16 protein-coding genes are annotated in these 22,258 nt (G+C 37.8%); 2 read left to right on the top strand and 14 right to left on the bottom strand.

Translation table 11 applies throughout. The features are described from left to right. Window positions 1–29: 29 nt before the first annotated feature. Both AB3I12_RS00540 and AB3I12_RS00535 read right to left on the bottom strand, forming a co-directional pair. Complete coding sequence (locus AB3I12_RS00540; protein WP_063627209.1) at window positions 30–1,565, bottom strand: oxidoreductase; 1,536 nt, start codon at window positions 1,563–1,565, stop codon at window positions 30–32. A gap of 64 nt (window positions 1,566–1,629) precedes the next feature. Continuing rightward, window positions 1,630–4,266, bottom strand: a complete 2,637-nt coding sequence (locus AB3I12_RS00535; protein ID WP_081248818.1) for a BspA family leucine-rich repeat surface protein — start codon at window positions 4,264–4,266, stop codon at window positions 1,630–1,632. A gap of 204 nt (window positions 4,267–4,470) precedes the next feature. Here AB3I12_RS00535 and AB3I12_RS00530 point away from each other — a divergent pair, with 204 nt between their 5' ends. Next, window positions 4,471–5,940: a helix-turn-helix domain-containing protein gene (locus tag AB3I12_RS00530; protein ID WP_063627210.1), complete on the top strand. Its 1,470-nt coding sequence runs from the start codon at window positions 4,471–4,473 to the stop codon at window positions 5,938–5,940. Window positions 5,941–6,005: 65 nt separating this feature from the next. On the opposite strand, the gene AB3I12_RS00525 is transcribed toward AB3I12_RS00530, so the two are convergent. The 8 genes from AB3I12_RS00525 to pcrA all read right to left on the bottom strand — a co-directional run bounded on the left by AB3I12_RS00525 (window position 6,006) and on the right by pcrA (window position 16,571). Beyond that, window positions 6,006–6,134, bottom strand: coding sequence for a hypothetical protein (locus AB3I12_RS00525; RefSeq protein ID WP_010718988.1), 129 nt, complete (start codon window positions 6,132–6,134; stop codon window positions 6,006–6,008). Between the two features lie 83 nt (window positions 6,135–6,217). After that, the gene (gene rlmD / locus AB3I12_RS00520; protein ID WP_063627211.1) at window positions 6,218–7,591 is read right to left on the bottom strand and encodes a 23S rRNA (uracil(1939)-C(5))-methyltransferase RlmD; all 1,374 of its coding nucleotides are present in this window, start codon (window positions 7,589–7,591) and stop codon (window positions 6,218–6,220) included. A 332-nt stretch (window positions 7,592–7,923) separates the two neighbouring features. Continuing rightward, window positions 7,924–8,964, bottom strand: coding sequence for a diacylglycerol kinase (locus AB3I12_RS00515; RefSeq protein ID WP_010718986.1), 1,041 nt, complete (start codon window positions 8,962–8,964; stop codon window positions 7,924–7,926). A 9-nt stretch (window positions 8,965–8,973) separates the two neighbouring features. Further along, window positions 8,974–10,404 carry an Asp-tRNA(Asn)/Glu-tRNA(Gln) amidotransferase subunit GatB gene (gene gatB / locus AB3I12_RS00510; protein ID WP_010737716.1) on the bottom strand — a complete coding sequence of 477 codons (1,431 nt, stop codon included), beginning with the start codon at window positions 10,402–10,404 and terminating at the stop codon, window positions 8,974–8,976. Then, the gene (gatA, locus tag AB3I12_RS00505) at window positions 10,401–11,873 is read right to left on the bottom strand and encodes an Asp-tRNA(Asn)/Glu-tRNA(Gln) amidotransferase subunit GatA (RefSeq protein ID WP_034867021.1); all 1,473 of its coding nucleotides are present in this window, start codon (window positions 11,871–11,873) and stop codon (window positions 10,401–10,403) included. Before gatA ends, gatB begins: the two co-directional genes overlap by 4 nt. Then, window positions 11,873–12,178, bottom strand: a complete 306-nt coding sequence (gene gatC, locus AB3I12_RS00500; protein ID WP_010718983.1) for an Asp-tRNA(Asn)/Glu-tRNA(Gln) amidotransferase subunit GatC — start codon at window positions 12,176–12,178, stop codon at window positions 11,873–11,875. Before gatC ends, gatA begins: the two co-directional genes overlap by 1 nt. A gap of 108 nt (window positions 12,179–12,286) precedes the next feature. Then, window positions 12,287–14,317 carry an NAD-dependent DNA ligase LigA gene (gene ligA, locus AB3I12_RS00495; RefSeq protein ID WP_063627212.1) on the bottom strand — a complete coding sequence of 677 codons (2,031 nt, stop codon included), beginning with the start codon at window positions 14,315–14,317 and terminating at the stop codon, window positions 12,287–12,289. A gap of 16 nt (window positions 14,318–14,333) precedes the next feature. Continuing rightward, the gene (gene pcrA, locus AB3I12_RS00490) at window positions 14,334–16,571 is read right to left on the bottom strand and encodes a DNA helicase PcrA (RefSeq protein ID WP_063627213.1); all 2,238 of its coding nucleotides are present in this window, start codon (window positions 16,569–16,571) and stop codon (window positions 14,334–14,336) included. 230 nt (window positions 16,572–16,801) lie between these two features. On the opposite strand from pcrA, the gene AB3I12_RS00485 reads away from it, so the two are divergent. After that, the gene (locus AB3I12_RS00485) at window positions 16,802–18,361 is read left to right on the top strand and encodes a ClC family H(+)/Cl(-) exchange transporter (protein WP_010737720.1); all 1,560 of its coding nucleotides are present in this window, start codon (window positions 16,802–16,804) and stop codon (window positions 18,359–18,361) included. A 109-nt stretch (window positions 18,362–18,470) separates the two neighbouring features. Here the strand turns inward: AB3I12_RS00485 and AB3I12_RS00480 are convergent, their stop codons facing one another. The 4 genes from AB3I12_RS00480 to AB3I12_RS00465 are packed head-to-tail and all read right to left on the bottom strand — an operon-like array spanning window position 18,471 to window position 22,102. Next, window positions 18,471–18,710, bottom strand: a complete 240-nt coding sequence (locus AB3I12_RS00480) for a hypothetical protein (protein WP_010718979.1) — start codon at window positions 18,708–18,710, stop codon at window positions 18,471–18,473. A 28-nt stretch (window positions 18,711–18,738) separates the two neighbouring features. Then, window positions 18,739–19,347 (bottom strand): hypothetical protein, encoded by a 609-nt coding sequence (locus tag AB3I12_RS00475; protein WP_010718978.1) that lies wholly within the window; start codon window positions 19,345–19,347, stop codon window positions 18,739–18,741. Window positions 19,348–19,369: 22 nt separating this feature from the next. Continuing rightward, on the bottom strand, window positions 19,370–19,894 hold the full coding sequence (locus AB3I12_RS00470; protein ID WP_010718977.1) for a hypothetical protein: 525 nt from the start codon (window positions 19,892–19,894) through the stop codon (window positions 19,370–19,372). Between the two features lie 12 nt (window positions 19,895–19,906). Beyond that, the gene (locus AB3I12_RS00465) at window positions 19,907–22,102 is read right to left on the bottom strand and encodes a hypothetical protein (RefSeq protein ID WP_063627214.1); all 2,196 of its coding nucleotides are present in this window, start codon (window positions 22,100–22,102) and stop codon (window positions 19,907–19,909) included. Window positions 22,103–22,258 lie beyond the last annotated feature (156 nt).

Genomic DNA, 22,258 nt, shown 5'->3' with positions numbered 1-22,258 from the left:
TTTTGGTGTTGAAATTCATCTAAACTTTTTTAGCGATTCTCTACTTGCGATAATTGTTGTTCGAATTGCCATGTTTCTCCACCATCAGTCGAATAAAAAAGACAAGCAAACATTTTCCCTGCATCGATCGATCCATTTTTTAGGAGGTAAAACTTGGTTTCCAATTTATTGGCACTTACTTGTACCACTTCATTTGGTGACTGGAACAAATCGATCCCTCCCAATTGATACTCACCCGGGATAGCTACCAAGGATTCTTTGAATGTTAGTCCCCCATCATTCGTATAATAGATGTTTTCTCTTGTAGAGAGGAAACCCAATGTCTTCGTCACAAAACTAACATTTTGAATCGGTTGATTTACGATGGTACTGCCGCTTTTTTGCCAGCTTTGCCCTTTATCGTTGGTCGTATAAATTTTTAGACTTTCCGCAGACATTCCTGTAGAGGATGAAAATACCATGACGCCTTGATCGTTTGTGAAAAAGTTTGCTTTACGATAACGAACCTGTCCGCCTTGATCTGTAATCTGACTTTTTTGCCACGTCTTCCCATTATCAGCTGATGATAATAGGTAAACGTTTTTTTGATCAGGTGAATAGATAAACCAAGAAAAAGTAGGAGAAACATCAAATGTTTTGTCCATCCATTCCCCTTTTGCAACAGTACCCGAAGTCAAAGTATAGTCACCAAAACGCAACCAGTCCACAGCAATTGGAACGAAACGCCAGTCTTTTCCTTGATTCGTCGTCAAATACAAGGCTTGTGTTTCTGGGTCTATTTTTACGTCATTCGTTTGCTCAGTGGTCAAATTGACGGATGTTTGAACAGGTTTCAATAAACCGTCCTGATTAGTCGAAGTTGGCATTTTTCTTACTTTTTCTTCGCTTTGCATCATAGAGTGTACATTCGTTGCTACTGGTCCTGCATTAATGAATTGATAAACACCCCCGCCAATCAACAAGAGTGTTCCAACTCCAATTGCTAAATGAGAGTAAAAAGGCTCAATTCTTTTTTTGTTTTTTCGGTCTATCGGTTCATTTACTTGCATAAAAACATAGTATCGATTACTGCCATACCAAGTAAGTTGTTCTCCTAGAAAAAGTGAGACACCCTCCATCGTTTGCAGCAGAAAATAACGCCTCTTTTTCGCAAGTGTAAACTCCTTTTTGTTATGATCACTCAAGTAGAGATAATTTTCGTCCTGAGAGCCAACTGAAATATGTAACATATTCGCCACTTGTTTTTCCAGCCATTGATCATAATGCCGAGAGATGTTCCTCTTTTTGAACCATAGCACAGCAACGAGTAAAAACAAGAATAGTCCTATCGCAAAGTCAACATAACTTGAAAAATGGTACAAACTAGTGATTCGCTCCATTTTAAATGAATGTGGATGATTCTGCTTTAAATGATGGTAGATGTTTCCCCATCCGACCAAGAACAACAAGTTAGCGATAAAATACATCCCAATTTTCCATGTCATTTTTTTCGTTCGTTGATTGATGATAGACAACATCTTTGCTTTTGCTGACATCAATTCAATAATCAATAATTCTTTATCCATCTTGCCAATCTCCTTTTTTTACATTATGACGTAAAACGAGGAGATTGGCTAGTTGATTTACGCTTTATTTAACGTTTATCTTTTTTTTGTAAACAAAGTATAATCCAAGTAAGAAGCAAGCCATGCCAATCATAGAAAGACTTGATTTTTGATAACCTGTAGTAGGTAGTTTTTTGTCTTCTTGTTCTTCTTGTTCTTCTTGTTCGTCTTTTTCATCTTTTTTATTTTTTTCATTTTTTTCGTCTTTTTTATCTCTCTGATCGTTGTTATTCGTTATCTCATTTGGCGTTGCTGGTACTGGCTTTTTATCCCCCGATTGGTTCGTATCCGCATCTGGTTTTTCTTTAGTTGGTTCAGCTAGCACATGGATTTCAACAGTTTTCTTTTGATGACCGTTTTGATAGGTCACTGGATAAACGCCAACTTTTGTCGTATCAACCTTACCAGAAACCATTTTCTGGTCAAATGTTAGGGGATTTCCTTCTTTATCATTGGCTGAAATAAAATTGTCTTGTGGATTCCAATTGTCTCCTACATAGAGTGTGGAACCTTTAACTACGAGTGTTTCTTTGTTCTCTTTGACCGTTACTTTGATCGTCTTACTTGCTATTCCGTTGGTATACGTCACAAAATAATCGCCCGTTTTTTGGCTATCCACCGAACCTTCCACCATTTTTGTAGTGAACGCTAGAGGCATCCCATCTTCATCAGTAGCTGAAACAAAATTAGCTTGTGGATCCCATTGATCACCCACATAAATAACTGAGTCTTTGGCCTGAATGCTCTCCTGGTTTTCTTTTACTGTTACATGAATGACTTGAGCAGCGCTACCATTAGTATAAGTAATCGGTGTCACTCCTACTACTGAGGTATCCACTGTTCCACTGACCATACTCATATCAAATGGAAGGGGATTTCCTTCCTTATCTGTTGCTGAAATAAAATTATCCTGTGGATCCCAGGTTTCACCAAGGTAAAGCGTCGAATCTTTGGCTAAAATTGATTCATAGTTTGGCTCTTTCTGCCAAACATACGTATCTGCCATCGCTCCTGTATAGTTCGCCATCAATTCTTCTGAAGTTAGCACGTATTCCCCTGCAGGGTTCGTAACCGTTCCAGAACCAACGTTTTGCCAATAACCAGTGTTTCCATCTTCTACTGGAATAGCAGGAAGATTGGCTGAATCTACAAAACGATAGCCTTTACCAAGAGTCAATTCATTGAGGCTCGTTGTTCCAGCCAGCATTTCTGCCATTTCTACGGGATCCTCAAACTGAAAATAAGAAAGATCTAATTTTTTTACTTTCGAACAATTTAAGAACATATATGTCAGATAATTCACAGACTCTGTATTGAAATTAGACACATCGATCGTCTCTAGTAACTCACAATTAGCAAACATGTATCTCATTGCTTGGACTAGACTGGTGTCAAAATTAGAAACGTCCAAAGAGGTTAAACTATTACAGCCATTGAACATATAATTCATGGATGTTACTTGACTTGTATCAAAACCTTCCACTGCGATCGTTTTCAATTTGCGACATTGATCAAACATGTAATGCAAATGAACAACCTTTGATGTATCAAAATTAGAAACGTCCACACTCTCTAATTCATAATTCAAACGAAACATCACTGAAAGATCAATCGCACTTGATGTATCGAAATTTGAGACATCCACATAGCGCAACTTCTTACATTCAGCGAATAAACGTGACATATAAACCACATTTGATGTATCAAAGTGAGCGATATCTAAGGTAATTAATTCATTACAAGCAAAAAACATTCTGTTCATGTTGACAACATTACTCGTATCAAAACTAGAAAGATCGATTGATTGTACTTTGGTACATCGACTGAACATGCCACTCATATCAACTACATTACTTGTATCGAAACTTGAAAGATCAAGATGAATGAGATTCTCTGTTTGGTCAAATGCTTCAAAAAACATATTAGACATATTCGTGACATTTGACGTATCCCATCCTGACAAATCAACGCCATTTAGTACACGACAGTCAGAAAAAAAGGAAGTCATATCCGTTACTTGACTTACGTCTAAATAAGCTAAATTCTCAATGGACAAAAGATTACTATATCCATAAAATAAGCGATGAGTTTCTTTAGGAGCAATCGTTGGTCCAGTGAATACCATTTTTTTTATTTTAAATCGATAGCTGTTGAACCAAGGAGGAAAAAACGTAACCGGTGTTTCTCCCAATGTGCCTCCTCCAATATATAATGTACCTTCTGCATCGATTCGCCAAGAACAAGTTCCGAAAACACCACTGGCAATATCGGTGGATTCTTCTGTAGGTGTGGCAGTGTTGAGAAGTGTCTCCTCTTGTTCTGTGTTTTCCGTCAATTGATCCTGATCTAAGTCAACAGCTGATTGACTTTCAGTTGGTTGATCAAGGCTCTCTGATTCCTCTACCAGTTCTTCTTGCGGAACTTCTGTCATTGACTCTTCTAACTCTGGCTGATTTTCATCAGGTTCCTGGATCATTGTTTCTAATGGATTTTCGACCAGATCGTTTTTACCTCCTGGTTCGTTTAAACTAGTTGCTGTTTGTACTTGCTCTTCGTCTGGTTTACTCCATTCTTCGGCATAAGAATAAGAAAACGGATGAAGCAGAGATTGTGTCGCCAACCAAATCGCTAACGAACATTTGACTAACTTTTTCTTGTTCATTGATTTTCCCCCTAAATTCACCATGTTTTTAAAATAAAAGCTATTTATATAATCAACGATTACTTGAAGGAAAAGTTTTCTATTTTTTTCTTTCAAAAAAAATATTAGTAAAAAAATTGAGCTCATCGTTTATTCAAGTTAAAATAAAAAAGATTTCACTAAATAAATTACGCGGCTTTTAATTAAAGTCGGGAAGGAATAAGAATGAATAACCTATTTTTCAGATTATTAAATAACAAGCAATTACAGCGGCAGATAAGAATTCTTTACTATTTACATAAATGTGATTCGATTTCTTCAACTGAAAAACTAGTGAAAGAACTTGAAACAACAGCACCGACACTTCGCGCGGATATTGATTCTTTACAACAATTACTTCCCAAGGGAATGACCATCAAATATTATAAAAAGATCGGTTACCGATTGATGGTGTCTACATTCAAAACGATTGATTCCATTGTCATGGAGATCGCTAAAGATACAATTGTTTATAAATTGATTGACGAAATCTACCGAGGTCGTATTCATTCATTCCAAACTGCCACCGAACAGTTTCATCTCTCGCATTCAGTTTTGAGAAAGACCATTCGCCATATTAACAAAGAATTAAAATTTTATCGCCTTACTTTATCGACTAAACAATTAGATTTATTAGGAAATGAAGCAGATATCCGTTACTTTTTATTTGAGTTTTACCATGGTTTTAGACAAACATTTACGACCAATCATTCTTATCAAACAATCAACAATACATACGAAGAACTCCAAGAAGCGACAACGCAAATCGCAACAAATTATTTTCGCATCAACTTATGGATGAATATTTTAAAACAGCGCTTATTAAATAAACAAATGATTCATCTCGAACCGTCCTTATGTAAAGAAATTAAGGCAAGAACAAGTTTCATTCAGTTTAAATCGGTTTTTAAAAAGTATTTTAAAAGTAGATTTGGTATTACCCAAGTAGCCGAGGAGGAAATTGTTTGGTCTTACCTCATACGCTTACATTGTGTTTCTTACTACCCAGCTAACAAAACTTTGAATCTGTGCTATCCAGAAGATATTCCAACCTTAGAACAGTATGAACCATTTTTACGACCATTACAGAATTCTACAACTATCACAAATGTCGACCTGCTAAAGTTAAAAGGATATCTCAGCAACCTGCGTCTGCTGACAAAAATCTCTTCTCATTTTGAGCGAATCACTTTAGAACTTCATACCAGCGTACCTATGAAAGTCAAAAAACTTTTTAAAGAATGGCAGAACTATTTAAAAAAGTATACACATGTATTACCTTTTTCTGTTACCCACTATCAAGATATCGCCTTAACGTTAAGTATTATTCATTATGCCAATTTAACCTCTTCCTCTACCCAAAAAAAACAGACGATTTTATTTTCATTCCAAGGAGAACCCGGATTAGAAGACTATTTGACTCGATTCGTATGCCAATTGCTTCCACAAAATGTGGTTCCTCTTTTTGTCTCTAATAAATTTATTTCACATAAGATGGTTTTAGAAACTGAGGTTGCATTGGTTGTTTGCAATTATGATTTTCTAGATACAACCTGCCCTTGCCCAGTACTCTTACTTTCTTATTTTCCTACAAAAAAAGAATGGCTCGATCTACAACAATACATTTTTAAATTAGCTTATCCAATCAATGATTGATCATTAGCTGAACAAGTGAAAAAAAGAATCAACACGATTTTTAGTTTCGTGTTGATTCTTTTTAATTATTTATTATAGATTTTTGGTCCTTTTCGCATATTCCGTCGATCATTTTTAGGCTCAGCCATTTTTTTTGAACGTCCGCCGCCTTGTTTCTTTTTGATCAATTCAAGCATTTTTTCCTTTGTATCCATCTTGTACCCCTTTCTTCATGATTGTCAGCTACGTTATCATTTTCTAGTTTTCTGATTCTTTTACATGATTCACTAAGTTTGAATTATCCCTTAGGTGCTAATAGCGCCACTAATTCCACATGATGTGTTTGTGGGAATAAATCGACTGGTTGTACTTTTTTCACTTCGTAGCCTGACTCAGCAAATAACTTTGCATCTCTGGCAAAAGTTGCTGGATTGCAAGAGATATACACTAATTTCGCAGGTTCCATGTCAATGGCTGACGCAATAAAACGTGCATCTAATCCTTTTCTTGGCGGGTCGACAACGATCACAGATGGTTTGATCCCTTTGTCTTGCCATTTCTTCATGACTGTTTCTGCCTTACCCACTTCGTAATGAGCATTTTCAATTTTATTTGTTAATGCATTGAATTGTGCATCTTCAATCGCTTCCGGAACAAGTTCCATGCCATAGACCTCTTTAACTTTATCAGCTAAAGATAAACCGATCGTTCCAATACCAGAGTAAGCATCAATGACGGTATCTTCTTTTTGTAACGCTGCAAATTCAATGGCTGTTTGATACAATTTTTCCGTTTGTTCAGTATTCACTTGATAGAATGATTTTGAGGAAATACGGTAAGTTTTTCCCAATAGTTGATCCTCAATATAACTTCTACCATAAAGAACCTTCTCTTTATCGCCTAATATCACGTTTGTTTTCTCTTCGTTGATATTTTGAACGACTGAAACGACTTCTGGCAATTCTTCATGAATAATAGAAGCAATTTCCTTTCCTTTAAAGAATTTTTCTTTTCGTGTAACTAAAACGACCATCATTTCATGTGAGTAATGACCTCTTCTGATGATAATATGACGGATTTGTCCTTCATTTTTCGCCTCGTTATAACCACGTACTTGGAAACGTTGCAAAATATCTCTCACACGTTTGATGGCTTCATCGATTGCTGGATCTTGAATATAATAATCCTCGATTTCAACTAGTTCATGGCTATTCTTTTTATAAAAACCAGTTGCTAGACGACCATCTATTCTTCTCACTGGAATCTGCGCTTTGTTACGATAGCCAACAGGATTCTCCATTGGGATGGTAGGTAAAATGTCAACCTCTGGCATCTTTGCGATCTTGCTCATGACATTTTCCACTTGCTTTTGTTTAAAAAGTAATTGCTGCTCATAGTTCAAATGTGCTAAAGGAGCAATTCCTGTCCGTAGAAGGCGATTATCCTTTAATGGTTGACGGTCTGGTGACTCGGTTAGCCATTTTTCTACTTTTCCATAACCAAATTTATTCCCAGCTTTTACTACTAGCACTTCCACTCGTTCACCTGGTAATGCATTTTCAATAAACAAAGGATAGCCATCGATTTTAGCTACGCCCATACCTTCATAACTTAAATCGATAATATCTAATGTGTAACGTTCATTTTTTTTAACTGATAGTTTCTCTTTCATAATAACTCCTCATTTAGGTTTGTAACTGAAGCAGTTTTGCTTTTAGTACTACGGTCATATCCAAAAAACGATCATTTGTATTTTATTGGATAGGGACTTGGTACCGGGTTGCTTCAGGACATTTTTTTTAGGCACATAGAGCCTTTTTTTGGCAAGTCCATTTATTCACTTGATGCCTTCACTTCATTTACGATCCAATTGTCAATCTTTCGTTCGCCTGCTTTAGACTCAACAAAGAAAAATAACATACTGTTACATAATGATCTTCAATGAATAAGAATTAATTTTTATCATACGAAAGGGTGGAACGATCATTTGTCCCACCCTTTACGTCATTTTTCTTTATCTGCAATCTTGCCGTCACCATCTATGTCTTCATCAGTCAAACGCTCAACTTCTTTGACAAATTCTTTGCTGACCTCTTCTAACTCCTCTTCGGAACCAGTAATTGCTTCATCTGGAATTTGGTCGATGTTTGCATAAAATTCAATATGTTGATGAAGGTTTTGGAAGTGCATAGGTGCATTTCCACCATATTCGCCGTCTAAGTTGATCATGACCGGTCGGTTGATATCGTCTTCTGTTTCGACATACAAACTGCTGGTTTTCGTATAAATCACTCGAGAATCATCTACATGGCGCCCACCATTCAACATCAAGGCTGCGATATGCAAAATTTCAAAAATATTCGCTGTTTTGACAATAATTAATGAAAATTTACCATCGTCTAGCTTGGCATCAGGAGCAATCTTTTCGAACCCGCCGACTGAATTAGTGAGTCCTAAAAAGAACATAGAGGCATTCCCGATGTATTCTCCTTCATCATATTTCAAGCGCATTTTGATTGGTTTCACTCGAGGCAGCATCTCTGCACCTTTAGCTAAATATGCCAAATAGCCGAAAATACTCTTTAGTTCTGAAGGAACTTCATAAGTTAACTCCGTTAAATAACCACCCGCAGCGATGTTGATAAAGTAGCTATCTTCCGTTTGACCGATATCCATCTTAACCGTCTGATTCTTCTTGATAACTTCAGCAGCGGCTTTGATATCATCCCGTGGAATCTTTAACGCACGTGCGTAATCGTTAGTAGTACCTGCTGGGATAATCGCCATTTTAGGACGATGCTCAAGCGGTGCAATACCGTTAACAACCTCATTGATTGTCCCATCGCCTCCCGCAGCTACCACCAGATCAAATCCATTTTCTGCTGCTCTTCTTGCTTCATTTTTGGCAGAATTTTTTTCTGGTGTTGTCGCATACGCACTTGCTTCATAGCCAGAATCCTCCAAGGCTTGGAGGATATCCGCTAGATTTTTTTTCAACAATTCTTTGCCAGAAGTTGGATTATAAATAACACGAGCTTTTTTCATGATCTACTCCTAGCGTTTTGCTAATTCTTCTTGCAACAGTTTATTAACGACACCCGGATTGGCTTGACCTTTAGTTGCTTTCATAATTTGTCCTACTAAGAAACCAACCGCACGATCTTTTCCGTTTTTGAAGTCATCTACTGATTGTTGGTTATTATCTAAGATTTCGTTGATAATTGGTAATAGTTTGCTTGGATCAGACAACTGAACCCAACCATTTTTTTCAACAACATCTTGTGCGTCGCCACCATTTGTGATCAATTCTCGGAATACTTTTTTCGCAATCTTAGAACTAATCGTACCATCTGCAATCAGACGAATCATGCCTGCTAGATTTTCAGGAGTCAAGTTCGTTTGAGCTAATTCTAGTTTCTCACTGTTCAAGTAAGCAGATACTTCACCCATTAACCAGTTAGATGCCTGTTTTGCATCCGCACCATTCTCTAAAGTCGCTTCAAAGAAGTCAGACATTTCTTTTGATAGAGTTAGAACCATTGCATCATACTCAGGTAACCCTAATTCTTGGATATAACGTTGACGACGAGAAGCAGGCATTTCCGGCAAGCTTGCTTTCACTTTTTGGATCCATTCATCGTCAATCATAAATTTAGGAATATCAGGTTCAGGGAAATAACGATAATCGCTAGAACCTTCTTTGACACGCATCAAAATTGTTTTATTAGTTGTTTCGTCAAAACGTCGTGTCTCTTGTTGGATTTCTCCACCAGAAAGTAAGACTTTTGCTTGACGTTTTTCTTCGAAGGCTAGACCTTTTTTAACAAATGAAAGGGAGTTTAAGTTTTTCAACTCTGCTTTTGTTCCAAATTCTTCCTGTCCATAAGGTCGTAAAGAAATATTGGCATCACAGCGCATAGAACCTTCTTCCATTTTCACATCACTAACTTCAGTAAATTGGATGATTGAACGCAATGCTTCTAGATAAGCATAGGCTTCTTCTGGTGAACGCATATCAGCTTCAGAAACGATCTCGATCAATGGTGTCCCTTGACGGTTTAAGTCAACGTAAGAATAGCCACCAATACCATGCATGTTCTTACCAGCATCTTCTTCTAAGTGAACTCGTTCGATCCGTATTTTCTTTTTCTTACCTTCAACTTCGATCTCGATCCAACCGTCATGCCCAATGGGTTGATCAAATTGTGAGATTTGGTAAGCTTTTGGATTATCTGGGTAAAAATAATTTTTACGATCAAAATGTGTGTCTTTAGAAATTTCACAGTTCAAAGCGAGTGCTGCTCGCATACCGAATTCTAATGCTGCTTTATTCATTACTGGTAAAACACCAGGATATCCCCAGTCGATCACATTTGTATTGCTGTTTGGTTCAGCTCCAAAATGTGCAGGAGCTGGAGAGAAAATTTTTGAGTTGGTCTTTAACTCAACGTGGACTTCAAGCCCAATGATTGTTTCAAAGTTCATTCGCCTTTCCCTCCTAAAATTGCTGGTTTTTGATTATGGAATTGTGTTGCTTGTTCAAAAGCATAGGCTGCTTGGTACATTGTTTTTTCATCAAAATAATTACCAATGATTTGTAAACCAACCGGCATATCCTCAGATAATCCCGCAGGAACTGACATTCCTGGTAAACCAGCTAAGTTAACAGGAATTGTTAAGATGTCACTCATGTACATCGTGATTGGATCATTGATGTTTTCACCGATACCAAATGCCACTGTTGGAGAAGATGGGCCGATGATCAGATCGTAGTCTGCAAAGACTTTTTCAAAATCACGTTTGATCAATGTTCGAACTTGACCCGCTTTTTTAAAGTAAGCATCATAATATCCAGCACTTAATGAGAATGTTCCCAACATGATCCGACGTTTGACTTCTTCGCCAAAACCTTCAGTACGTGAATTCACATATACATCTTCTAAGTTCTTCACATTTTCTGAACGGTAACCGAAACGAATACCATCAAAACGTTGTAAGTTGGAACTTGCTTCTGATGAGGCAATGATATAGTAGACTGCTACCCCATATTTTGAATGTGGCAAACTTACTTCTTCTACAGTTGCGCCTAATGAACGGAAAGTTTCTGCCGCTTTCAAAATGTTTTCTTTTACGCCAGGAGCGACTCCTTCGCCAAGATATTCTTTTGGTAAAGCAATCTTCATCCCCTTGATGTCGCCAGTTAATCCTTCGGCAAAATTAGGAACAGAAACACCAGAAGATGTGCCATCTTTTTCATCATAGCCACTGATTGCTGTTAAAGCTAATGCATTATCTTTCACGTTGCGAGTCATTGGCCCGATTTGATCTAGTGATGAGGCAAAGGCGATCAAACCAAAACGTGACACACGTCCGTAGGTAGGTTTCATTCCCACGATTCCATTAAATGAAGCTGGTTGGCGAATACTTCCGCCTGTATCACTACCTAAGGAAACTGGGATTTGTCCAGCAGCGACTGCAGCAGCCGAACCACCAGAAGAACCACCAGGAACTTTCGAATGGTCCCAAGCATTTTTTGTTTTCTTAAAGTAAGAAGTTTCTGTACTTCCTCCCATCGCAAACTCATCCATGTTCAATTTACCAACTGGAATCATATCTGCTTGATACACTTTGTCCATGACAGTAGCATCATAGATAGGATCAAAATTATAAAGAATTTTGGAAGCTGCAGTCGTCAACAGATCTTTGGTAACGATATTGTCTTTGATCCCAATTGGAATCCCAGCTAAGACATTATTTTCGTCAATTCCTTTTTCATCTAACGCTTTGGCTTGTGCCAGAGCTTTTTCTTCATTCAATGTAATAAAAGCTTCAATCTCTGGCTCAGTTTCTTTGATTCGCTCAAAGGTTGCTCTTGTTAAATCTTGTGCAGTGATTTCTTTAGAAACCAGTAATGCGTGCAATTCTTCTAAAGAAAGATCATATAGTTTTGTCATTATGCGCCAGCCTCCCCATTGTCAATAATTGCTGGCACTTTGATAAAGCCATCTTCTTTTTCTGGTACATTTCTCAACAATTCATCGCGATCCCAACCAGCACTTGCTCGGTCTTGTCGCATAACGTTCACTGTTTCAACCACATTTGATGTAAATGGAACACCTTCTGTATCAACTTCCTCAAGCATTTCCACCATATCAATGATTTTCCCTAATTGATCAGTAAAACTTGCAAGTTCTTCATCTGCGAACGCAAGTTTTGCTAATTTGGCAACGTGTTTTACTTGTTCTTCACTGATCGCCATACTACCCCTTCTTTCTAAACGAGTTAAAAACTTTGCTCTCTATTTTAACATAAGTGATTCCCATCTGAAATTGTTTCTTGAAATTTGTCTGAAAAAAATCAGATTTTCTTAATTAAAATGACTGTCAGCTAATGCTTCTGCCATTTTTTCTTCTGACCATACGTCGATTCCTAGTTCTTGTGCTTTGGTCAGCTTACTACCAGCGTCTTCGCCTGCAACCACGATATCGGTTTTCTTAGACACACTGCCAGTAACCTTACCTCCAAGATTTTCAATGGTTTCTTTTGCTTCTTCACGCGTAAAACGAGTCAATTTCCCTGTTAAAACCACTGTTTTTTCTTTAAAAGGTGATTCGATCGTTTCGATCTGTGAAGAACGAATCCCTTTATACTCAAAGTTGACACCTGCTTGTTTTAGTTCGGACATCAAGTCATGGACCTCTTCATTACTGAAATAAGTCACTACGCTATCAGCAATCGTATCGCCGATCGTGTCTAGCGCAATGATCGATTCAAAGTCACTTTTACTTAATGTTTCCAGATCGCCAAAATGCTCTGCTAATATCTTCGCTGCCTTGGAGCCGACGTGGCGAATCCCTAAGCCAAATATCAATCTTTCGACCGAATTATCCTTACTATCGTGGATCGCTGTCAATATATTATTGGCTGATTTTTCTTTGATTTTATCTAACGTCAGCAATTCCTCTTCCGTTAGCTTGTAAAGATCAGCCACATCTGTAACTAGTTGTTTATCATACATCTGTGCCAATACTCTTGGTCCTAGGCCATCGATATTCATGGCGTTACGTGAAACAAAATGATTCAATCCTTCTTTGATTTGGGCTGGACACTTCGGATTGATACAACGAAGAGCAACCTCTTCATCAAGATGAACTAATTCACTATGACAGATCGGGCAATGTGTTGGTAAAACATAAGGTTCGCTATCAGCAGGTCGTTGATCCAACACGACTTGTGCTACTTCAGGGATAATATCTCCTGCTTTGTAGATACGAACAATATCGTGCAACCTTATATCTTTTAACTTGATGTAATCACCGTTATGCAGACTTGCTCGACTAACTGTCGTCCCAGCCACTCGTACCGGAGTCATAATCGCTGTAGGTGTCACAACACCAGTCCGCCCAACTGTCCATTCGATTTCTTCGATCTTCGTTTCTACTTCTTCCGGTGGGAATTTATACGCTGTTGCCCAACGAGGTGCTTTGACAGTAAAACCTAATTGGTCCTGTAAAGAAAATTCATTCACTTTGATGACGATTCCATCAATTTCATAGGTTAAGTCCATTCGTTTTTCATGGTATTCTTCAATAAATGACCAAACTTCATCAATCGAATGACACAAACGCTTTTCGTGATTCGTATGGAAACCGATCTGTTCTAATTCTTCTAAAGCATCATATTGGGTTGTTGCTTTCATCGGTCCAAAATCCGCTACCGTATATAAAAAAGTATCCAAATTACGTTTTGCAGTAATTTTAGAGTCCAGTTGTCTCAGTGATCCTGCAGCTGCATTTCGAGGATTTGCAAAAATATCTTTTCCTTCTGCTTCTCTTGCTTGATTTAATTGCACAAATGATTTTTTGGGCATAAAACATTCGCCGCGGACTTCGATACTGATAGCATCTTTCAACTTCAATGGGACAGAACGAACTGTTTTTAGATTTTCTGTGATATTTTCGCCAACCGTCCCATCTCCTCTTGTTGCACCACGAACAAATTCGCCATTTTCATAGCGTAAGGAAACCGATAAACCATCAATTTTTAACTCACAGCAGTAATCAACAGGGCGACCAATCGCTTTTTGGACACGTTGATCAAAGGCAAAGAGTTCGTCTTTGCTAAATACGTCATTCAAACTATAAAGCGGAATATCATGAGTCACTTTTTCAAACCCACTGAGAACTTTCCCCCCTACTCGCTGAGTTGGTGAATCCGAAGTGATTAAATCAGGATATTGCTCTTCAATTGCTACTAATTCAGCATATTCTTGATCATAAACATAATCTTCGACAGTTGGTTTATCTTCAACATAATATTCTCTGGACCAACGATTTAACCGAGATCGTAGTTCTTCTGCTCGTTTTGCAGCTTCATCAATTGTCATTTCATGTTCCATCGTTTATCCCCCCTGTTTAAACTTTTTCAATTGGCGCAAATGCTGCTAACAACCGTTTCACACCTTGACTAGGAAATGCCACGTCCAATTCTAAATCTTTGGCAGTACCATTTACCCTTACCACTGTTCCGATCCCCCATTTTTTATGGTTGACTTTATCGCCTGCTTTCCAGCTATTGCTTTCTCCACCAGTTGCTGTTTTTGAAGAAACAACAGTTGTTACTGGTTGTTTGTAGGCTGGTTTAGCTGTTCTGCTCGTAAAAGGACTCGTTTGTTTTGGCGTTGGCCGCATGCCTTGGACTTCTAATAATTCTTGATCGATTTCTTCTACAAAGCGAGAAGGTCGATTATATTGCGTCCTGCCATATAAGGTACGGGAAAAAGCATTGGTCAGGTAGAGTGCTTCTTCTGCTCTCGTGATCCCGACATAAGCAAGTCTTCGTTCTTCTTCCAATTCGCTTTCTTCCATCAAGGCTCGTGACAATGGGAAAACTCCTTCTTCCAAACCAATCAGAAAGACGACTGGAAATTCAAGACCTTTTGCGGCATGCAAAGTCATCAATGTCACTTGGGTAGTTTCTTCTTCTAAATTATCGATGTCTGAAACTAAGGCCAAGTCATTTAAAAATACAGTCAATTTTTCTTCTGGTGCATCCGCATTTTCTTCATTTTGTTTTTCAAATTGTTTATCAAATTCTTGAGTAACGGTTAAAAATTCTTCCAAGTTTTCGATTCTTGCTTGTGATTCTAAAGTATTTTGAATTTTTAAGTCCTCTAGATACCCACTACGTTCTAAGATTTCTTTTGTCAGTTCGGTCACTGTTAGATAGGGAACCATTTGTGTGACGTCATTGATCATATCGCCAAAAACTGCTAATTGTTGACCGGCTTTTCCACCAATGTTAGTTAAATCAACATTTTGCGCCGCTTCAAGGAGTGGCCATTGGTGGATCGTCGCAAAACTTCTTAATTTCTCGATTGAGCCAGGTCCGATCCCGCGTTTAGGCGAATTAACGATCCGTTCAAAACTGATTGAGTCTTGAGGATTCGCAATCACATTCAAATACGCTAAAATATCCTTAATTTCTTTACGGTCGTAGAACTTATGTCCGCCCACCATTTTATAAGGAATATTCGCTTTTAGTAAGGTTTCTTCCATCACACGAGACTGAGCATTAGTTCGATACAAAATCGCAAAATCGCCATAATTCCGTTGATTTTCACGAATTTGCTCTTGCATACGATCCACGATGAAACGTGTTTCATCTCGCTCGTTATCTGCACGGTAGTAAGTGATTTTATTTCCTTCCCGGTTTTCTGTCCAAAGATTTTTCGGCTTTCGATTGCTATTATTTTCGATCACTTGGTTGGCAGCACTTAAAATTGTTTTAGTCGAACGGTAGTTTTGCTCTAATAAAATGACTGTGGCATTCGGATAATCTTTTTCAAAATCCAAAATATTTTGCATATCAGCGCCACGCCAACCGTAAATACTTTGATCAGCATCCCCCACAACACATAAATTTTGGAATCTTTGGGCGAGTAGATTAACTAAAGTATATTGTGCATGGTTCGTGTCTTGGTATTCATCCACATGGATGTAATGGAATTTATTTTGATAATAAGTCAAAGAATCAGGATGCTCTTCAAATAACCGAATGGTATTCATAATCAAGTCATCAAAATCCATACATTGGTTATATTGTAATTCTTTTTGATAAGCTACATAACACTTAGCTGCAATTTCTTCATAGTAACTTCCTTGCAACTTGGCAAACTCCTGAGGGTTTTGCAAGTTGTTTTTTGCTTGCGAAATCGTTCCAAGTATACTTCTTGGATCGTATTTTTTCGGATCAATATTCAATTCTTTTAAGATACGTTTCATTAAAGACAACTGTTCAGAAGAATCGATAATAGTAAAATTTCGGTTGTAACCGATAAAATCGACATCTCTTCTTAAGATACGCACACACATGGAATGGAAAGTCGACACCCAAACATCTTCGCCACCATATTCTAAAATGGCATTTACCCGCTCCTTCATCTCTTTAGCGGCTTTATTGGTAAAAGTAATCGCTAGGATGTTCCACGGATTTACTTCCTTTTCTTCAATCAAATAAGCAATTCGGTGGGTCAAGACCCTCGTTTTCCCACTACCTGCACCGGCCATCAATAATAGTGGTCCCTCGGTATGAAGAACCGCTTCTTTTTGTCGAGGATTCATCCCATTCAATAATTCACTTTTGGATGACATTTACAACATCCTTTCTTTTATCAATCCGTTTAATTATAGCATTTCCCCAGCTTTCATTAAAGCATATATTATCTATGAATAGGGTAGTAATAACCGCAATCTGATTACTGCAAGCGAAATGAAAATTTGTATGCAAAGCGATGAATTTGCAATGAAAAAAAATTTCTTTTCTTTTCCTCTTGTAAAAAAGAAAAAATCACGCTAAATTAAATTGAAACGAGGGATTAGCAATGAAAGCAAAAACATTATTTAAACATGTCGACAAAACACAACTATATTATATTTTAAAAGGGGTCTTAGTTGGGTTGCTCACTGGCGGTATCGTTAGCATTTTTCGCTTGGCAATTGAGAAATTTGGTGAATTGACCGAACAAGTTTACCTTCATAGTCAACAAGAACCTTTATATTTAGCATTTATCTTAGCAGCTTCAATTATTATTGCTATTTTTGTGGGATTTCTTATCAAAAGCGATCCCGATATTAAAGGAAGCGGCATTCCCCAAGTTGAAGGACAATTACAAGGAGAATTAACAGTCTCATGGTTTTCTGTTCTATGGAAAAAATTTATTGGAGGCGTGTTATCGGTTGGTTCCGGTTTATTCTTAGGTCGAGAAGGTCCATCAATCCAGTTAGGCGCAGTGGTGGGTGAAGGAACAAGCCAATTATTAAACAGCTCTTCAGCTGAAAAGAAAATTCTTATCTCTAGCGGAGCGAGTGCGGGATTAGCAGCAGCATTTAATGCACCGATTGCTGGGTTATTATTTGTTTTAGAAGAAATCCATCATTCTTTCTCTCCATTAGTTTGGCTGACATCCTTTACATCAGCGATCACTGCTAATTTTGTGTCACTTTATTTTTTCGGTTTGAAACCTGTATTGTCTCTAGGAAAAATTCCGTCTTTACCGTTAAAATATTATGGTTTTTTAATTATTCTAGGTATTATTCTCGGTGTGCTAGGGTATATTTATCAGATCGTTTTGCTTAGCTTACCAAAATTTTATCGAAAGCTGCCAATTCCTGCACACTTTCACGGAATCGTTCCTTTTCTTTTAGTTTTGCCGATTGGCTATTTTTGGCCAACAATCCTAGGGGGCGGAAACCAGATCATCATCACTTCAGGACATGCCTTTTACCCATTAACATTGATTGCAGGTCTATTTATCTTACGGTTTTTCTTTTCTATGGTTTCATATGGCGCCAGTTTACCGGGCGGGATTTTTTTACCAATCCTAACTTTAGGTGCGCTGATTGGAGCATTTTATGGAGGGGCTTTAGTGAACTTAGTTGGTATGAATCCGATTTATGTCAAAGACTTTCTCGTGATTGCAATGGCAGGTTACTTTACAGCAATCGGAAAAGCCCCGTTGACTGCAATTATCTTAGTAACGGAGATGGTCGGTTCTTTGAATCATTTGATGCCTTTAGGTGTCGTTTCACTCTTCGCTTACGTTAGCAATGATTTATTAGGAGGCAATCCGATTTACGAATCTTTACTCGAGCGATTGATTCAACAAGAAAAACAACCAATATTAGTCGGCAAAACAACCTTTGATTTTCCAATCACTGCGGAAAGTACATTGGATGGACGAATGGTCAGAGATTTCAATTGGCCAAAACATATGTTACTCGTTTCCATTATTAGAGGAAATAAAGAGATTTTAACTCATGGGGATACAATCATGAATGTTGGCGACATTTTAGTCATCTTAACCGATGAACGTCATCTTTCAAGCGTACGGAAAACGATTGTTGCTCGCTCTTCGATTTTAACGACGAAACAAGCCTTTTAGGCAATAAAAATTTGCTCTTACGATTAGCCAGTATGCTAGTGGTAAGAGCAAATTTTTATTTTATAGGGAAATACAACCAGTATCTTTATCTTTAAAAAAACTTTTCATTTTATTCTCTTTCTTTATTTCCCCAAAAATACTTCACTGTAATTGTTACTCCTACAAGGAATATTCCCAAGAAACTAATCATTAAACTGTCTGTGTCCGTTGTTTTGGGGAAGGTACTCATCGTTTTTACTTCTGTTTTAATCACATAACCTGGTTTTTGAGCCCCTGCACTTTCTTGCTGGTCATTTGGCAGTTCGGCATCAATTCCAAGTGATCCTTTTACGTCAAGTGTTGCCTTCATATTATCCCTTCTAACTTTTTTAATCAGTTTAAGGCGCTGCTGTCCAAGATACAGCATCTAATTGCAACGTCAAATTGAACGTTGGTGTACTCTTGGTTGCTGTGGTAGAAGATACTGTTCCAGCATAGTTGAAGGTGGTTGAAAAAGCATTATTTGCGGTACCATTTGCAGTTAGTTTTCCTTCATTGTTTGCTAATGTAAAGAGTTTGACTGGTGTCGTCGCAAAATCTGTGAGTGTTCCTGCGGCGATCAAGGAAGTGTTCGTTGCTGCTGGAGAAACAAGATTTAGACTAGAAATTTCTGTGATACTTTCGGCATTTGTTTGCGCGAAATCTGCAATGGATACATCAACTGGACGTCCCGATTTATTTTCAATATTATAGGTTGGAGATTCAATATCATTTCGCCCGCTTACGTTATAGAAAATGGTCGCTGTATCTAATGTCACATTGATCCAATTGTCATGACTTTCCTCAATCGCTTCTTCTGGATCTGTGTTATCTAATCCAATCGTACCATTGATTTGAATATCGGCTTGGTCAACACCAATCACGTCTTCCGCTTGAACCATTGCGGGCGCAACAAATCCAACAAAACTCCCACTAAACAACATACTTACAAGTACTTTTTTCATCATATCAATAAACCCCTTTTATTTTTTATTCAACTGTTAATGTAACTCCTGCAGCCACTTGACCTTTTTTTTCGTTGGTGTCTGGGTCATACAAACTAAATAAAGCAACTGATGGATACTCCCCCTTTTCTAATGCCTGTTCCAACGTGACATTTTTTATTTCATACCCGGGCTGAATCGCACCGGAAGTATAAACAAGTTGATTGTTCTTTTTTTCTCTAATTTCTACATTGATCGGATAGCCATTTTCACTGGGATTTTTTATCATCAATTCGCCGCTCCCTGTTTGTCGATCGATTTTCGCTTCAGGTGAGATAACTAAATTGAATTTGCTTTTATCTACTGCAACCTGCGCAATTTTTTTCTTTTCAGAGTCAGAGATTTTTTGGGCATCTTTCCCAGCGGGTAAAAATTCGCCACTAACAATAGTAACGGGCTCTGGTTTTGCTTGAAGATAATAGCGGTACACTAGCCAGCCACTTAGCAACAACAATAATCCTAGTAGAATGAGTAGTACCTGTTTTTGTTTTTTCCGTTTTGTTTCTTCCATTGCTTTTCTCCTTTATTCTTTAGCTGATAGTTGATAAGTAAAGGCATAACTAGGATAATATTTTTGTAAAATGTTTCCTGAAAATTCTCCAGCTAAATAAAGTTCAATTGGTTCTGTTAAAAAAGGGACAATTTCCAATCTGTCCACATTATTTTGCCCGACAACCAACGGTCCCATCGTTGTCCCATCAGTGGCAACAAGATTAAGAATCAACTCGTTATGATTTCCGCCAGAAAATTGATTGACTAGCACAACTGATGAATCAGCTGTAAGATCTTGAACCGTGCCAATCGTAAAATCAATGGGATAGTTACTCGAACTAATGATTGGTTTGGTCGAAGATGCCGTGTCGAATGCACCTTCTGTTTTCGATTCAAATATCATTTCTAAAGGTACTTCCACACTTAATGGACTTTTGACTACTTCCACCTGTTGTTCTACCCAAAGGCTTTCAGTTAAATAGGCTTGAAGTTCGGGATCATCGTTGACGGCACCAGCTATTTTTGTATAGACAAAATAAGTTCCAGCTGGTAGTTTTTCTTTTGTCCATGTCATTCCCGCGGTTTCTTCGACTGCGATCATCCCATCTGTATTTTCATCAGCAAGCTCAACTTGTTGTTGTGCTTCCTCAGTCGTTAAATTGGTTTCACTCCAAAGTTGTTTCGTACTTAATTTAAACGTCGTTGCCTTTCCTATCCGACTGGCTGGCTCATAAGCATTGATCGTAGTGTCTAATTGACTTTGTCCGACCGCTACACTCGGCTGTGCTTTCCAATCGGTAATATTGATTTTTTTTTGATAGATTGCTTGTTTTAGAGCTGTATTTGTAAAGTAACTGTCATTTAATGTAGCTGTACCAGCTCCTACTACTTCCTTTTTTTGTAAACTTTGATCAGTTGCTAAATAGCTAAATTGATAGCCTCCTATTTCTCCTGCTACTCCATCGATCCGGTTAAATGTCATATTTCTAGCAAACAAGCCGTTGGTATTAGAAGTATTTTGAAAACGAACAAAATCGGGCTCATCCGCATTCATTACAACATTTCCATTTGAATTGAATCTGCCTTGGCTGATCATTGAAGTTTGTGAATTAGCGCCAAAATTGATTTCTGCTGCTTGACCATTCGTAAAATTCATTGGCTTGTTACCTGTTTGTTCATACAAAAATTCAGCATTTTGACCAATCGTAAAAATTAATCCTGTCCCATCATAAGAAAAATAATCTTTGCTTGATGTCAATTGCACATTCGCATTTTCTTCAAGAGTGACTCGTATTTTCCGATCACCCGATCCGCCAGAAGCTGAACCATAAAACAAAGCGAGATTCGTACTCGTTTGGTGGTTGATAATCGTCGTCGAATCTTTCGCAAATGTAATGTTGTTTCCTTCCATGAACTCTTCGCTGTTTGCTCCTGCTTCACTGACAAATTCATTTTTCCCCTCAAAGGTGAAGGTGGATTCTGTATGCCAAGCTAGAAGTGGTTGCGCCCCGGTCTTGCCATAATAATTGACGTTTTCAAAAACCGCGTCAAATGAGAGGACAGATAAACTTCCAGCCCCTAAGATCCCGTAGTAAGATTGGTTGCCATAGATAACGCCATTTTCATCAGTTAGTGTCGCGCTTCCAAAATTCATGTTTTTCAATTTGATTCTTAATCCACTAATCTTCACTCGATAGCCAGTATTCGAAGCGGTTGAGTTGGAAGCGTTGGTATATAGCATATGATGATTTTGACCATCGATCTCGACATTTTTATAAAACTCAAAAACATCCGCATCTGTATACACGATGTCTGCTGTCAAAGCAACATAATAGGTTCCCGAACCTGAATCATTATTGATCTCACTCATTACCCTAATTAATTCATCTGCTGTTGCTGCAGTATAAGGACTTTCTAATGTTCCTTCTCCAACCAAAGGACTAATTGCACCAATTTCGTCGGACAGTTCAGCGTTTTCTGCTAACACTTGTTTTGTTTCTTCGCTGCTTGTTGATGCTTCGGTGACTTGATTATTGACATCTTCATGGGATTCTTCCGTAGTTGTCTCAAAGGAAACGGAGTACTCATCACTTGTGCTCGTTTGCACATTGTCATGGAGATTTACACTATTCTCAGAATTTTCTTGTGCATCAAAGTCATTGACTGGGACAATACTAGCACAAAGAATAAAGAGCGATAAAACAACCCATTTTGTACTTTTTTTCATATTCCCCTCCTCTATAACCATTCTTTTTTTATATAAAAGCGCTTTTGATTAACATTAGATTACAAAAAAATGATACTATACACATTTATATCCGTCAATAAATAACTAATTTCTAATCACAAATCCTATATTTATGCATCTATTGATCAATTTCGC

The organism is Enterococcus sp. C65 (genome assembly GCF_040887165.1).
Classification (GTDB): domain Bacteria; phylum Bacillota; class Bacilli; order Lactobacillales; family Enterococcaceae; genus Enterococcus_B; species Enterococcus_B hirae.
The sequence above is the reverse complement of the archived record's forward strand: the minus strand, read 5'-3'. Positions and strand labels throughout refer to the sequence as shown.